Origin of the sequence: Coleofasciculus sp. G2-EDA-02 (assembly GCF_040226375.1) — a bacterium.
Lineage (GTDB): Bacteria > Cyanobacteriota > Cyanobacteriia > Cyanobacteriales > Coleofasciculaceae > Coleofasciculus.
Window position 1 is genome coordinate 1 of the sequence record NZ_JAVKEW010000100.1, and the last position, 15174, is coordinate 15174.

Here is a 15174-nt window from a genome sequence, read left to right on the forward strand (position 1 = left end):
TATGGAAATTTCGTTCCATATATCCCGGTAAACGGGTTCCCAGGCACACGATATTCGCCATCTAGGGCATCGTGTTATCTCCTAACACCCTGTCGATTCAGGGCTGGGCGTTTCAAACCTTTGCGGTTTGGGTTCCGCCGAGTCCCGGCGTACCTGATAAGTTGACTTCGACTTTGCAGCCGCAAGCCAACTGCATTGTATCATACTATCCTGGGGTGTTTATCCGGATAAAAGCCGTCCTAGAAGGACGGGACTTCAGACCCTTTATTTCCGGTGAGCCGTTTGGTTTCACGAAACCTTTATATAAAATTCACATCAACTTGATGAAGCATCAAAAAAATACGGTTATATTTAATTTGTAAACCGATAAATACAGTAAAACCAACACCTAAAATACTATTCAACGTTTTAACCAAGGATAAACGCTTATGGCAACTTATATCGTCAATCAACTCGGTGACATCGATGATGGTAATCTTAACAATGGTCAAACCAGTTTACGCGAAGCCATTAACGCCGCCAACGCCTCGGTAGGAAACGATACCATTCAGTTTGCTTTGGGTGGCAGATCAAAAACTATTCAACTCACACAAAGGCTCACGATTACCGATGACCTGACAATTGTTGGTTTAGGTGCAAACCAATTAACCCTTCGTGGCGACTCAACCTTCGACCTATTCTCAATTAGTCCTGGGGTAGCCGCAGAATTTAATGGACTCACTTTAACCAACGGATTAGATGGAATTAATCTCGAAGGAGATAATAGCCTAACTATAACCAACAGCGTGATTTATGGGAACAGCGATGATGGGATTGATGCGGGTGACGAGGATGGTAGTGATCCGCTCAGTGACAACAATACTGTAATAGTAACGAATACGACCATCCGTGATAACGCGGATGATGGAATTGATCTAGAAAACAATAGCACGCTGACCCTAAATAACAGTACGTTTACCAGTAACGGTGATGATGGCGTTGACCTAGAAAACAATAACACTGTTACCGTAAATTACAGCACGTTTACAGGTAACGGGGATGAAGGCATTGACCTAGAAAACAATAACACTGTTACCATAGATCACAGCAGTTTTACCGATAACGACGCTGATGGCATTGACTTAGAAGACAATAATACCCTGACCGTAAAAAACAGCACGATTATAGATAACGATGCTGAAGGCATTGCGCTGACCGACAAAAACACGCTGATAATAGAAAACACCATAATTACAGATAACGGTGATGATGGTATTGACGTAGAAGACAAAAATACAATCACCGTAACCAACAGCACAATTACCGATAACGGCGATGATGGTATAGGTGTGGATGACAAAAATAATCTAACCGTAACGAACAGTACAATTATAGGTAACGACGCAGATGGAATTGATGCAGATGACGAAAACAAGCTAACAATAACCGATAGTACGTTTAGTAATAACGGTGATGATGGCATTGACATTTCTGGAGACAACACCCTAACCGTAACCAATAGCACGTTTAGTGATAATAATTCTCAGGGAATTGAAATCAGCGACGGAAATACTATGACGGTGACTGACAGTACCATCATCGGAAATGGTGCCCCTGCTGTTACTCTCACCGGAACTTCAAATAATGACATGCTTATCGGTGGCGCAGGCGACGATATCCTAACTGGACTCAATAGTCAAGATACGCTCAAAGGTGGCGCCGGTAACGATACCCTCGACGGTGGTAACGGTGATGATCAACTTTATGGTGGTGCGAATAATGACCTCCTAAGTGGGGGTCAAGGTCAGGATATCCTCAAAGGTAGCGGAGGTGAGGACTACCTCGATGGGGGTCAAGGTGACGATAAGCTGTATGGCGGTGCTGATGATGACACTCTCCTCGGCGGTCAAAGTAATGACCAACTCTGGGGTGGTGCTGATGATGACCTGTTAGAAGGGGGTCAAGGTGACGATAAACTGTATGGCGGTGCTGATGATGACACCCTCCTCGGCGGTCAAAATAACGACCAACTCTGGGGTAATTCTGGAGATGACCTCCTCTATGGTGGTGCGGGGGATGACCAGCTAACCGGTGGGATTGGTAGTGATACCTTTGTTATTGTCGCCGGGGAAGGTAAGGATATGATTACCGACTTCAGTTTAGGTCAGGGTGATGTGATTGGTTTATCTGGCGGTTTAGGATTTGGAGATTTGTTCTTCCAAGGAAACGAGATTCGGTTTGGCGGTCAAACTTTGGCAACACTGACTGGGTTCGATACAACCACTCTCACAACGGAGAATTTCGCAACTGTAGTCGTGTGATACGCTTAATGCTTTGTAATCAGGGCTTTAGTCTGAGATTTGGTTAAGTTTCCTGGCATCCCAGTAATTATAGCAACCGCCAAAACGGTTAGGACACATCAGAATTTAGTAGAGACTCCTCCGGCGGAGGAGTCTCTACCACAGTTCGTTTGCTTTAAGGTATGTGTCTACACAAAAGTCCAACCAAAGCAGACTAATATCAGCATATTGGCAATGTTGGACAACTTAACCTAAATATGCATCGACTTAATTTCCTCAAAGCACTCCGGATTCCCCTAGGCGCAGGAATTATCAGCTTTTCCTTTGCCACAGGTAAACTTCTCCCCCAAACTTTGCCTCTATCCCAGGATTTGATTAACCTCAACTCCCAGGATGGAGAAGTCTTACTGATTGAAAGTAATGCTCGCCAGGACTATTTTCCCTTAAGTATTCATTTTGAAACCCAGGATAATTTAGCTTACTGTGGTGTTGCCAGTATGGTGATGGTACTCAACGCCCTCTCTATCCCTGCACCCCCAACCGCTAACTTCGGGGAAAATCATATTTTTACTCAAAAAAATGTTTTAAATGAACAAACCGAAAAAATTCTCCCCGCCGCCGTCATTGCTCGTCAAGGAATGACCCTAGACCAATTGGGTCAACTCTTAGAAACCTATCCCCTCAACGCCGAAGTTTACCACGCCAGTGAGGTGACTCTGGCGGAATTCCGCCAGATGGTGGTAGAGAATTTACAAGACCCCAATAATTTCGTCTTAGTCAACTACTTAAGAAAAACCATAGGTCAGGAACGCGGTGGACATATTTCGCCGATCGCGGCTTATAATTCACAAAGCGATCGCTTTCTGATTTTGGATGTGTCCCGCTACAAGTATCCGCCCATTTGGGTCAGGGCTCAAGAACTCTGGCAAGCCATGGGAACAGTGGATTCTACCTCAGAAAAGACAAGAGGCTTTGTTCTGATTAATCGCCGTTAGTCGGGGTAATTCATGAATTGCCCCAACAAATGAGAATCTGCTAAGATTGCCCCTTGGCATCTTAAATTCCTCCCGAATGTCTATCCATTCTCCCGTAACCGTTACCGTTCCCGCGACAACCGCCAACTTAGGTCCCGGATTTGATTGCATTGGCGCCGCCTTGACCCTGTACAATCGATTTACATTTACTCGCCTGAGTTCGGATACCCCTTGGGAAACGGAACGGGCGGTGAGAATTCGGGTGTCTGGTGTTGAAGCAAAGCAGGTGAAAACTGATGAAACGAATCTGGCTTACCAAGGGTTTCTGAAATTATACGACCATATTGGTCATACACCTCCCCCAGTCCAACTCAAGATTGATTTAGATGTCCCTCTCGCCAGAGGGTTAGGAAGTTCCGCCACGGCGATTGTCGGCGGATTAGTTGGCGCAAACCAATTAGCCGGGGAACCCCTGAGTCAAACTGAAGTGATGCAATTAGCGATCGCGCTGGAAGGACATCCGGATAATGTCGTCCCCGCCTTGTTGGGTGGCTGTCGTCTGGCGGCGCGGGGGGATGCGGTTCTCAAGGAATGGGAGATTTGTGATATTCCCTGGCATGATCAAATTGTCCCCGTTGTCGCTATTCCTAATTTTGAACTCTCCACCCACGAGGCGCGACAGGTACTCCCCACCCAAGTGAGTCGGGCGGATGCTATTTTTAATATTGCCCATTTCGGGTTATTGGTACGCGCCTTGACAACGGGACGCCGTGATTGGTTACAAACTGCCCTCCAGGATAAGTTACACCAACCCTATCGACAAGGGTTGATTCCGGGGTATGAAGCCGTAAAAAGCGCCGCCTTAAAAGCTGGCGCCTATGGAATGACGATTAGTGGCGCAGGTCCTACTCTGTTGGCGCTTGTCGATCCGATGCAAGCCGCAACCGTAGCCACCGCCATGGCTGAGGCTTGGCAACAAATGGGAATTTCTGCAATAGCGCGATCGCACTCGATTGAAACTCAGGGAACCCAAACCGCAGTAGCACCCACTATTTAGCACGCCTGATGTTGAAACTTACTCCGCACCGACTGTAGAGACGTTGTATGCAACGTCTCTACAGTGGGGGCGGGTTTCCAATCACCAATCCCTAATCACCAATCCCCCAATTTATCGCTATGCCATAGATCATCCTCTATGTTTTCACCAAGCATTTCTTATCCGATAATCTGAACAAGTTCTTAAAGTTTTGTTACATTGATCGATGAAACCCCTATTTGTTTAATCACCCATTTCTAGCATAAACTCAATGTTAGTCACTTAATTCAACAGCAATCACAGCAAATTTTATGACTCCAACCAACTTTAGTGTTACCCCCTGAATCATTCAGAAAATTCTGATATCAAAACGATACTTAGACCAAGTTTAAATTGGAGGAGTCATACAAAGTGGCAAATGCGAACGATATAGTTGTCCTCAAACAAGGTGTTGAAAATTGGAATCAGTGGCGACTGCAAAATATTAACTTCAATCAAAATCCGAGTAAAGCCAATGTCCTCAAACTTAACTTTAGCAAAGTTGATCTGAGTGGCTCGAACCTCAGTGAGTATAATTTGCAAAACTTCAACCTGAGTCGAGCTAACCTGAGTCGAGCCAACCTAAGTCGGGCGAATCTCTGTGAAGCGATTTGCCATACGACAAACCTAAGTCAAGCCATTTTAATTGATACCAACCTTATCGCTGTTTTCTTAAGAAATGCTGATCTCAGAGGCGCCAACTTGAGAGGAGCGGATTTAACCGATGCGAATCTCAGTGGTGCTGATTTGACAGGTGCTAATCTCAGTGATACAAATTTGAAAGGGGCAAACCTGAGAAATACCAATTTAAATCAGGCAAACCTAAATGGTGCGAATCTCAGTGGGGCAATTTTGAAAGGCGCGATTATCTCTCAAGTCTAGGTTGATTGGTAAATTGTGAATTTCTAGTTCCCCATTCCCTGAACAATGGCACTCCTCACCGTGAACTTTATTCGGTAAGCTCCTCCTGAAGATAAATTTTTTTAACCAGCATTTGCCAAAACAGAGACTGTATCGGTAAAATGCTGGTTATATTCATAGACCCTGAAAGCGAAACTTATTTCTCTGTGCAGAGAATAAAGAGCAGAGTTTGGGCATGATTTTTCTATGAAAAAATTAATTAATATCGATTTTAGTTTGTCAAAAAATATCATTATTTTTCAAAATTTCGGACAAATATAAATTATACCTGAATAAGTATTTTACAGTTTAACACGAATCAGAGTTTTTCCAGTTAAACTCTACCCTTTATGATGAAATTATCGATACAACGAAAAATCGTCGTAGGATTTGGACTAACCTCTAGCCTTATCGTTATCGTTAGTTTGAGTGGTTATTATAGCGCATTTCGCCTGAGAGAGGCAAATCACAAAGAACTCCATGCCAAAAAAGTATTAACTAAACTTGAAGAAGTCTTAGCTGAAATTACGGATGCAGAAACGGGACAACGGGGTTATCTCCTAACTGGCAAACCGCGCTATCTCGAACCCTATAAAAAAGCCATTGATAAAGTCGAAGATGATATCAAGCAGCTACAAGCCTTGACAGCAGACAACCCTTACCATCAAAAAAAATTAGACCTTGTGGTTCCTTTAATTGATGAAAAGTTTACCGAACTTCAGCAAACAATTAACGTAAGAAACAAGCAAGGATTGGACGCGGCTCTAGAAATTGTCAACACAAACCAAGGCAAACTAATCATGGATCAGATCCGCGAAGTCTTCAGTCAGATGAAGGCTGAAGAAGAGCGGCTATTTCAGGCGCGAGCGCAGCGAACTCAAGGAACAGTCCATACGACAATCTGGATTTTCTCCATTGGACTGGCTTTTGATTTAGGCATTCTTGTTTTTGTCTATTCTCATATTTATCGAGAAATTAATCAACGGCTACAGGCTCAAGATCAATTACGAGACAGTGAAAGTCGGCTAACGCAATTCTTAGAAGCGATACCCGTCGGCGTCTTTGTCGTTGATCAAAATGGTACACCTTACTATGCAAATCAGACAGCAAAAAAACTTTTTGGTCAAGGTATTATTCCAAAAAATTCGGCAAATCTGTTCCCAGAGGTTTATCCAGTTTACTCTCCCAAAGCAGAGAAAGTTTATCCCCACAATCTTGAACCAATTATCCAAGCGCTTAATGGGAAAAGTTCTATCCATGATGGTATAGAGATTCATCATCCCGACAAAATCGTGCCAATTGAGGTATTAGGAACACCCATCTTTGATGACAAAGGGAATGTTACCTACGCCATTGTCGTGCTGAACGATATCACCGAACGCAAACGGGCGGAAGCCGAACGACTCAAGTTTACCTGTCATCTGAATCAACTCAATCAAGCTTTCTCTCGCTTTGTCCCCGGTCAATTTCTTCAGTTATTAAACAAACAGAGTATTGTCGATGTGAAATTAGGCGACCAAGTTGAAAAAGATATGTCCATTTTATTTTCCGATATTCGTGACTTTACGGCTCTTTCAGAAGGCATGACTCCCGAAGAAAACTTCAAGTTTATTAATTCATATTTATCTCGAATGGAGTCAATTATTATTAAAAATCAAGGATTTGTTGATAAATATATTGGTGATGCCATTATGGCACTCTTTAGTGGGAGTGCTGATGATGCAGTTAAAGCAGGAATTGCCATGTTAAATCAATTAGTTGAATATAATCAACATCGTGCTAACTGTAATTATCGGGCGATTAAAATTGGCATGGGCATTAATACAGGAACCTTAATGCTAGGTACAGTGGGCGGATATAACCGAATGGATACAACTGTGATTAGTGATGCCGTTAATTTAGCGGCTCGTCTGGAAGGTTTAACCAAAAATTATGGCGTATCCCTGTTAATTTCTCACCACACGTTCAAGGAATTACAAAACCCCTCTGACTACGCTATCCGCATGATTGATCACGTCAAAGTTAAAGGTAAATCTGAATTAGTCACCGTCTATGAAGTCTTTGATGCTGACTTACCAGAAGTGCGAGAGGGCAAGTTAGCAAACCAAGACCGATTTGCCTTAGCGTTGTCCCTGTATAGTCAACAGGCTTATGCAGAGGCGCTACAACTGTTTGAAGCCTGCTTGCGTCAAAATCAAGCGGATCAGGTGGCGCAAATTTACCAGCAACGCTGTCATCTGAATTCTAATACCAATGCTGTCTGAAGTTGCACTTTATCTACCCCACCGCCTACAACACCTCCCCTGACTAAGAGGAGGTTGGTAGGGGTGAATATTAAGAGGCAAACATCACAATCTCCCTTTGGTTCACTCTATTTTCCTGCTCAACTTGCAATACATGGGCATAAAGATTGGCAATAATCTGTTGACCCGTTAGAGTTACCTCTAAGTAACGCAAAGCAGGTTGAATATAGGGCAACACAACTGTCCAGAAAAAATTAGGGTAGTTTTGTCGTAGTTGACCTGGATTGTGATAGCCTAAAATTTTACTCGCGCCACTTTCTTCAAACTCGCCAAACAATGCTGGAATCTTTTGTAAGTAACGCGGATCACTGAGCTGCCCAATTAAATCAGCCGCACGAGTCAAACCGGGATAATTAATCGTATCTTGATAAGCTTCATCAGCAGGTACTGGGAAACGGGTTAACTCAATATTGCGTTTGACGGCAGCACAATCAATGAATGAATGAGCGCTAAAATACTCGTCCACAAACCGCTTTCCTCGGTCAACATGATACGAGGTCAAACTCGCATCGGTTGCGCCCCGGGGTAAGGAGATCATCATATCATCTAGACCAATCACGTACAATCCTTGATCGGGTTGGTCATCTTTGCAAATCCCCTTAATATAGCCAATGTCATGGCATAACCAAGACACGATTAAGGTGAGCCAGTCTTGACGGGAAACGCTCCCTTCCAGGATATGTTTCCCTCGGAGGGTTTCTTGTCCGACTAGGGCGACTAAAATAGTATGTTCAACATTGTGGTATAGAGCATCACTCTGGGCAATCCGTTCTAGAGCCACTTGAGCCACCCTACCAATGACTTCAGCATAATCAGGTTGACAGTTGCCGTAAGTTTGGCGGTAGCCGGCTTGTAGACGTTCAACACAATCGTGAACTAGCACCCCTGTTAAATTAAACATTGTTCTTCCCCTGTAACACAATCTAAATTTATATCCGAGTTGGGTATCACCGCCCGGATTGGCGGCTTCACCCTGGTAGATTCACAGATCAATCGGTGGGGAACACCTATTTATTAGTTTCGTTGATAATTTGGGTAATGTAAACCATAAAACCTCACAAAAATGAAATCCTTGTTTGGCGGGAGTAAAAATTTAGATATATTTTATTTTGTAATTAACAAAAAACCTCATGAAACCTCATGACTATAAAATCCAACCTTACGAATAGGTTAAAAAATCATGAATTATCAGGTAGAATTTCCCAATTGCTACAGTCATAAAAAAGAGGGTATGGATTATAAAGATGCCTTGAATTTCATTGATCGCTTGACCTATCTGAAGACGGGAAAGCACCTGAATGACCTAGAACGTCAGGTATTTGTTGGCTCATGGCAAGGACGCTCCTATAAGGAGATTTATCCGCAAAATCCGGACTATGTGGAAAAATATGTGGGCTATAAGTTATGGCAAAAGCTTTCCCAGGTACTAGGGGAAAAAGTGAGCAAAAAAAAGATTCACGGTGCGATCGCGCGAGCCAAGACGCAGCAGCCGCAAGTGTTTCTCAGTTACCGCAACCAAGAGCCTGACGGGAGTTTAGCGATTCAGTTAGAGGAGGCGATCGCACAAGCGGGATATCCAGTCTTTAGAACAGGGGTGGGAGAGGGTTCGAGCCATTCCTCTGGTGTAGCCCAGGCTGAATTAGCGCAGATTGATCGCCAACTGGCGCAATGTGATTATTTTATCCTGCTACTGTCTCCCCAAGCCGCCCTGAGTGAAATGGTGATTGAAGAGTTACGACGGGTTCAGGAGTTACGGGATGAGAGTCAAAACGCCAAACCCGTTGTCTTACCGATTCGGGTGAATTGTCCTCCCCATACCCCCCTCAACCACGATTTACGCAACTATCTCCAGGGAATTGGCTATCAGGAATGGAACGCTCCCGCTGATACACCAACCGTGGTACAGGCGGTGTTGCAACGGTTATCGGGGAGTGAGGATTGGGAAACTCAAGCCGAGGAAGCGAACGATGTAGCGGAGGACATCAGAACCTATCAAACTCCGATCAACCCCTTACCCCCTTTACCCGTGGCTGAACCGGAATTACCCAAAGGTCAAGTTCGTTTAGCTTCCGCCTTCTATGTCGAACGAGTTCCCGATGAAGCCCAATGTTATCAAGAAATCCTCAAACCTGGAACCTTGATTCGCATCAAAGCGCCGCGACAAATGGGAAAAACATCGTTAATGGCGAGAATTTTGTATCAAGCTAGAGAACAAGGCTGTCGCACCGTTCCCTTAAGCTTTCAACATGCGGATAAAAGCGTGTTTACCAATCTCAATCAACTCTTACAGTGGTTATGTGCCAAAATTACCCGCAAGCTGCGTTTACCCCATCAAGTTGAGGCGTATTGGACGGATACATTTGGCAGTAAAGATAACTGCACCGCTTATTTTGAGGATTTTTTGTTATCCGAAACTGATGCACCTTTAGTATTAGGGTTGGATGAAGTGGATCGGGTGTTTCAACATCCAAAAATAACCGATGACTTTTTTGCCCTCTTACGCGCTTGGTATGAAGAAGCAGGCTATGGTGATAGCGACAGTGATTTGTGGGCAAAATTGCGTTTAGTAGTGGTTCATTCGACGGAAGTTTATATTCCATTGGATATCAATCAATCCCCGTTTAATGTGGGTTTACCGATTGAATTATCGGAATTTAGTCGAGAACAAGTCACGGATTTAGCCCAACGTCATGGACTCAATTGGCAAACTGATCAGGTTGAGCAGTTTATGACGATGGTAGGTGGACATCCTTATTTAGTCCGAGTGGCTCTTTATTATATTGCCAGAGGCGAGTTAACTTTAGAGGAATTGGTGGAGATGGCGCCGACAGAGGCGGGAATTTATGGGGATCACCTACGCCGACATTTATGGAATTTGCAACAGCACCCAGAATTAGCAACAGCATTTGCTCAGGTGCTAGTAGCGAAGGAAGCCGTTGAGTTAGAGTCAGTGTTGGCGTTTAAATTACACAGTATGGGGTTAGTACAGTTACGGGGAAATGCAACTGTACCCCGCTTTGAATTATATCGCCAGTATTTTCGCGATCGCCTACAAAAAGTATTTTAAATCCAACGCTATAAATCGCTTACAATTGGGATACACCTACATAGAACAGTTCTACTATTATATAGAGAGACGTTGAGGTGGGAAAATCGTGATGCCAGTGCCAGAAACGAACCAACAGACAGCAATACCTACACCCAACCTCTACGAAACCGATTTTTATGCTTGGACGCAGGAACAAGCGTCGTTACTCCGCCAACAGCAGTGGAGTCAGCTTGATTTGGGCAATCTGATTGAGGAGATTGAATCCTTGGGGAAACAGCAACGCCAAGAATTGCGAAATCGGTTGACGGTGCTGATTGGACATTTGTTGAAATGGGAGTACCAACCGCAACGCCGGAGTCGGAGTTGGCTGGCGACAATTCGCGTACAGCGCCGTGATACGTTAGAGTTGCTCAAAGACAACCCAAGTCTAAAGCCTTACCTTGAGGATGCGCTTGTTTTAGCCTACGAGAACGGTAGAGATCTGGCAATGGGAGAAACCGACTTGCCAAACCAAACCTTTCCCCAGACGTGTCCCTACAGTTTAGCGGAAATTTTAGAGGATAATTTTTATCCGGGTGAACCGAGTGATTTGGTAAATGAATGGGAGGTAGAAAACGAATCCTAATTATAATTACTGTAGGTAATGATGATTTCTATGCCATGGCAATTATGGCGTGCAAAGACTCTTTGTGTAACAGCGATAACCTTAAAAAATTGAAACAAAAAGCATTAAATGTTGCTAAGGAAATTGTGAAGCTAATTTAGCAAGATTCGGCACGTTGACTTGTCTTATTTTAAACCGACTTCACTAATTTACAGCCGTTTACAAGAGTTGTGATCGCGTCAGATTGATACACCTCAAGTGGTGGAATATGTTGTACAGCTTTTCTGGGCGCAAGACGAGGCGCTCCTACAAGGTTACTAAACGAATATTAGAATGGATTGAAACTCTTATCCAGTCGTCTTTAGACGACTTGAGCTTTTAGCCTTGGGTTTAAACCCAAGGCGGTTTAATTCAAATCTCTAATCTGGTGTCTTCTACCTCCTCTTGCAATCCCCATGAGTAAAGCCCAACCCATCACCTCCCCCTACAAAGTTGGGGGTCATCTCCCACTCAACGCCCCTAGCTACGTGGTGCGACAGGCTGACACGGAACTTTATCAGGGGTTAAAGGCGGGGGAGTTTTGTTATGTTCTTAATTCTCGCCAGATGGGTAAAACCAGTTTGCGGGTGCGGGTGATGCATAAGCTGCAAGGGGAGGGTTTTGCTTGTGCGGCGATTGATTTGACTAAAATCGGTTCCCAGGATATCACGGCGGATCAGTGGTATGCAGGGATGATGAGACGGTTGGTGACGAGTTTTCCGGCGCTACGGGGGTTTAACTTAAGGGCGTGGTTGCGCGATCGCGAATATCTACCCCCTATCCAACGCTTGAGTGAGTTTATCGAACAAGTGCTGCTGGAGTCTATCCCCCAAAGGGTGGTAATTTTTATTGATGAAATTGATAGTATCCTCAGTTTAAACTTTCGCACCGATGATTTTTTTGCGGTGCTGCGGGCTTGTAATGAATATGATCGCCTCACATTTGCCCTGTTTGGTGTCGCCACTCCTTCAGATTTAATTCAAGATAAAAAACGTACCCCCTTTAACCTGGGTCATGGGATTGAATTGCATGGGTTTAAATTAGCTGAAGCTCAACCCTTAGCCGCTGGATTAGCTGATAAATACAGCCAAGCCCAAACGATTTTAGCGGCTATTTTAGAGTGGACGGGGGGACAACCCTTTCTCACTCAAAAACTCTGCCATTTAATTATCAATAGTGACTCATCCCCGACTCCCGGAAACGAAGAGGAATGGGTAGCGCAAATGGTTCAGCAGCGCATCCTGGAAAACTGGGAAGCCACCGATGAACCGCCCCATCTGAAAACCATCCGCGATCGCCTCTTCCGAATTGGACAGCGAAATCGGGGACTCTTGGGGCTTTATCAGCAAATTTTACAACAGGGGGAGCTTCACGCCTCAGATAGTTCTGAACAACGGGAATTGTGTTTATCTGGGGTGGCGATTAAGCAGGGGGGGAAACTGAGAGTCTGTAATCGCATTTATGCCGCCATTTTTAATGACAGTTGGGTAAACAAAGCCTTAGCGGATTTGCAGGCTAGCTTTGAGCAAATTGTTACCCAACAAGAGCAAAAACTCCTGTCTATGTTGAGTTTTATGGAGGGAAAGGATTTTGCTGATATTCTTCATGAAATTTTAGGCTCAGTTACCCTAAAAATGGGAGAAGCATTGAGCGTGGATCGGACGACGATTATCTTTATTGATGATCAGCAAAATCAGATATGGTCGATTATTGCCCGGAATGAAGGAAAAACTTTTCCTGATATTCAAATCCTCACCAATAAAGAAACAGAAGCCCGCCTGACTAACTTTAAGAAATTTAGTGAGATTCCCTTTAACTTTCGCCAAGAGAACCCCGACACCATTCCCGATAAACTCAATCAAACGAACGGCTATGGGATTTACAATGAATTAGTCTATCCCATCGCCAATCAACAGCATAATTTGATTGCTGTGATTCAACTGATCAATAAACTGAAACGGTTTAACAATCCCCAAGCGCCTCTATCGGAACGCATTGATCAACAGGGGTTTACTCTCACCGATCAAACTCAGTTAGATGAATATGCGCCAACTATTTTACGCATTTTAGAGCGATGCCAATACTGTTATAAATTAACCCAACGGTTACAAGCCGCTGAAGCCCTAACTGAAGCCACTCATTCCCTGTCTCATAGCAGTTTAAATTCCGAAGAAATCCTGGGACGAGTTATGGATGCGGCGAAGAAATTGATGAATGCCGATCGCAGTACCCTTTGGTTATTAGATGCAGATAAGCAGGAATTGTGGACAAAGATCCCCTTTGAAGATGGTTCGGTGAGGGAACTACGAGTCCAAATCGGTCAAGGGTTTGCGGGAAAAGTTGCCCAAACTCAGGAACCATTGAATATTGCCTTTGATTTGTACGATCATCCTGATTCAACCACAGCCCAAGAAACGGATCAAAAAACAGGCTATCGCACCTGTAGTTTACTCTGTATGCCTGTCTTTAGTCCCGATGGGGAGTTACTCGGTGTAACCCAGTTAGTCAATAAACGCAAACCGGGACAATTTCCCGATTATAACCCCGCCGATTGGCCCCAAGCACCGGAATGTTTTCAGGCAAGTTTTGACACCAATAGTCAAAAATATATGCAGATTTTCAACTCTCAGGCGGGGGTAGCGCTGCAAAATGCTCAGAAGTTTGAGCGGATTAAGCAAAAAGCCGAGAGTCAGCAGCAACATGTGGTCAGTCAAACCCTAGCGATGCTGAATGCGGTGATGGATAATCAGGGGTTTGATGATATTCTTGATGGTACGTTGCGTTCGATTACGTTAAAGACAGGGAAATCCTTATGTGCCGATCGCACAACTATCTTCTTACTCGACGAAGAAAAGAAAGAATTTTGGTCAATTGTTGCTGAAGATGAAGGGAGTGGTTCCCTGGAAATTCGCATGAGTGCAGATAAAGGAATTGTCGGGGAAGTGGCGCGGTTACAGCAAACGATTAACATTTCTTTTGACTTCTATGATGATCCGCGATCGCAGATGGCAAAGGAACAGGATAAAAGAACCGGATATCGTACTTATACCATGCTGGCTATTCCCCTTTTAAATGACCAAGGGGAGTTAGTCGCCGTTGTTCAGTTACTCAACAAATTAAAGCGGGTGGCTAATCCCACGGCGGCTTTATCTGAACGCATTGATAAACAGGGATTTACTCGGACAGATGAAGAACGATTTGCCGAAAATGCGCCCTTGATTCAAATGATTCTGGAAAGCTTCCGTTCCTATCATAAAACAGCCCGGGGACAACGAGTCGCCGCCGCACTTATGGCTGCATCCCGTTGTGTCCAAGGTTCTCTAGAGATGGAAGATATTTTACAACGGGTAATGACAGCAGCTAAACAATTATTAAATGCTGATCGCAGCACGTTATGGTTAGTTAACCGTTTAGCGGGAGAATTGTGGACAAAAATTCGTTTTGACGACGGTGAACTCCGAGAATTGCGTGTACCAATTGGACAAGGGTATGCGGGTCAAGTTGCGATGACGGGGGAACCTTTGAATATTCCCTTTGATTTGTATGATCATCTTAACTCAGAAACGGCAAAGAAAACCGATCAAAAGACAGGGTATCGCACCTGTAGTTTACTCTGTATGCCTGTTTTTAGTCCCGATGGGGATTTGCTGGGGGTGACGCAATTGGTGAATAAGCGTAAACCGGGCGAGTTTTGGGAATTTGAGAATAATGGGTTCTCCCAAGCCGCCCCGGAGTATTTCCAAATCAGTTTTGATGAAAGTGATCAAAAATATATGCAAATCTTCAATAATCAAGTTGGCGTTATTCTGCAAAATGCTGAACTTTTAGCCGCACTCAAGCGACAGGAAGAAAGTTTACGAGTTAAGCCCTGACACCCGCCCGAAGTTTAAACTCCGGGCTTATAGCTCAAATCCACGCTTAGTTGGAGAATTCTGTCCACAAATGACATAA

The 15174-nt window shown here is 44.2% G+C and carries 10 protein-coding genes; 9 read left to right on the plus strand and 1 reads right to left on the minus strand.

Features of this window, described 5'->3' with window-relative positions:
- The first annotated feature begins 71 nt into the window (after positions 1 to 71).
- The 6 genes from RLO19_RS11055 to RLO19_RS11080 all read left to right on the plus strand — a co-directional run bounded on the left by RLO19_RS11055 (position 72) and on the right by RLO19_RS11080 (position 7492).
- Complete coding sequence (locus RLO19_RS11055) at positions 72 to 362, plus strand: hypothetical protein (protein ID WP_446356337.1); 291 nt, start codon at positions 72 to 74, stop codon at positions 360 to 362.
- Positions 363 to 428: 66 nt separating this feature from the next.
- Positions 429 to 2300 carry a right-handed parallel beta-helix repeat-containing protein gene (locus tag RLO19_RS11060; RefSeq protein ID WP_446356339.1) on the plus strand — a complete coding sequence of 624 codons (1872 nt, stop codon included), beginning with the start codon at positions 429 to 431 and terminating at the stop codon, positions 2298 to 2300.
- A gap of 236 nt (positions 2301 to 2536) precedes the next feature.
- The gene (locus RLO19_RS11065) at positions 2537 to 3274 is read left to right on the plus strand and encodes a phytochelatin synthase family protein (RefSeq protein ID WP_446356341.1); all 738 of its coding nucleotides are present in this window, start codon (positions 2537 to 2539) and stop codon (positions 3272 to 3274) included.
- Between the two features lie 76 nt (positions 3275 to 3350).
- Positions 3351 to 4310 (plus strand): homoserine kinase, encoded by a 960-nt coding sequence (thrB, locus tag RLO19_RS11070; protein WP_446356343.1) that lies wholly within the window; start codon positions 3351 to 3353, stop codon positions 4308 to 4310.
- A 390-nt stretch (positions 4311 to 4700) separates the two neighbouring features.
- The gene (locus RLO19_RS11075; protein ID WP_446356344.1) at positions 4701 to 5210 is read left to right on the plus strand and encodes a pentapeptide repeat-containing protein; all 510 of its coding nucleotides are present in this window, start codon (positions 4701 to 4703) and stop codon (positions 5208 to 5210) included.
- A 368-nt stretch (positions 5211 to 5578) separates the two neighbouring features.
- Positions 5579 to 7492, plus strand: a complete 1914-nt coding sequence (locus RLO19_RS11080) for a CHASE3 domain-containing protein (RefSeq protein WP_446356346.1) — start codon at positions 5579 to 5581, stop codon at positions 7490 to 7492.
- A gap of 70 nt (positions 7493 to 7562) precedes the next feature.
- Here RLO19_RS11080 and RLO19_RS11085 read toward each other — a convergent pair whose 3' ends face one another.
- Positions 7563 to 8432: an Npun_R2479 family HD domain-containing metalloprotein gene (locus tag RLO19_RS11085; protein WP_446356348.1), complete on the minus strand. Its 870-nt coding sequence runs from the start codon at positions 8430 to 8432 to the stop codon at positions 7563 to 7565.
- A gap of 279 nt (positions 8433 to 8711) precedes the next feature.
- Between RLO19_RS11085 and RLO19_RS11090 the strand changes: the two genes are divergently transcribed.
- The 3 genes from RLO19_RS11090 (at position 8712) to RLO19_RS11100 (ending at position 15095) form a co-directional block, all read left to right on the plus strand.
- Positions 8712 to 10598 (plus strand): AAA-like domain-containing protein, encoded by a 1887-nt coding sequence (locus RLO19_RS11090; RefSeq protein WP_446356350.1) that lies wholly within the window; start codon positions 8712 to 8714, stop codon positions 10596 to 10598.
- 91 nt (positions 10599 to 10689) lie between these two features.
- Entirely contained in the window at positions 10690 to 11205 is a 516-nt protein-coding gene (locus RLO19_RS11095; RefSeq protein WP_446356352.1) for a DUF29 domain-containing protein, read from the plus strand.
- Positions 11206 to 11639: 434 nt separating this feature from the next.
- Positions 11640 to 15095 (plus strand): GAF domain-containing protein, encoded by a 3456-nt coding sequence (locus RLO19_RS11100; RefSeq protein ID WP_446356353.1) that lies wholly within the window; start codon positions 11640 to 11642, stop codon positions 15093 to 15095.
- The last annotated feature ends 79 nt before the right edge of the window (positions 15096 to 15174 follow it).

Bases quoted from the DNA above. Each gene is read 5' to 3' on its own strand.
- RLO19_RS11060 (WP_446356339.1), top strand. From the start codon at position 429: ATGGCAACTTATATCGTCAATCAACTCGGTGACATCGATGATGGTAAT.
- RLO19_RS11065 (WP_446356341.1), top strand. From the start codon at position 2,537: ATGCATCGACTTAATTTCCTCAAAGCACTCCGGATTCCCCTAGGCGCA.
- thrB (WP_446356343.1), top strand. From the start codon at position 3,351: ATGTCTATCCATTCTCCCGTAACCGTTACCGTTCCCGCGACAACCGCC.
- RLO19_RS11080 (WP_446356346.1), top strand. From the start codon at position 5,579: ATGATGAAATTATCGATACAACGAAAAATCGTCGTAGGATTTGGACTA.
- RLO19_RS11085 (WP_446356348.1), bottom strand. From the start codon at position 8,432: ATGTTTAATTTAACAGGGGTGCTAGTTCACGATTGTGTTGAACGTCTA.
- RLO19_RS11090 (WP_446356350.1), top strand. From the start codon at position 8,712: ATGAATTATCAGGTAGAATTTCCCAATTGCTACAGTCATAAAAAAGAG.
- RLO19_RS11095 (WP_446356352.1), top strand. From the start codon at position 10,690: ATGCCAGTGCCAGAAACGAACCAACAGACAGCAATACCTACACCCAAC.
- RLO19_RS11100 (WP_446356353.1), top strand. From the start codon at position 11,640: ATGAGTAAAGCCCAACCCATCACCTCCCCCTACAAAGTTGGGGGTCAT.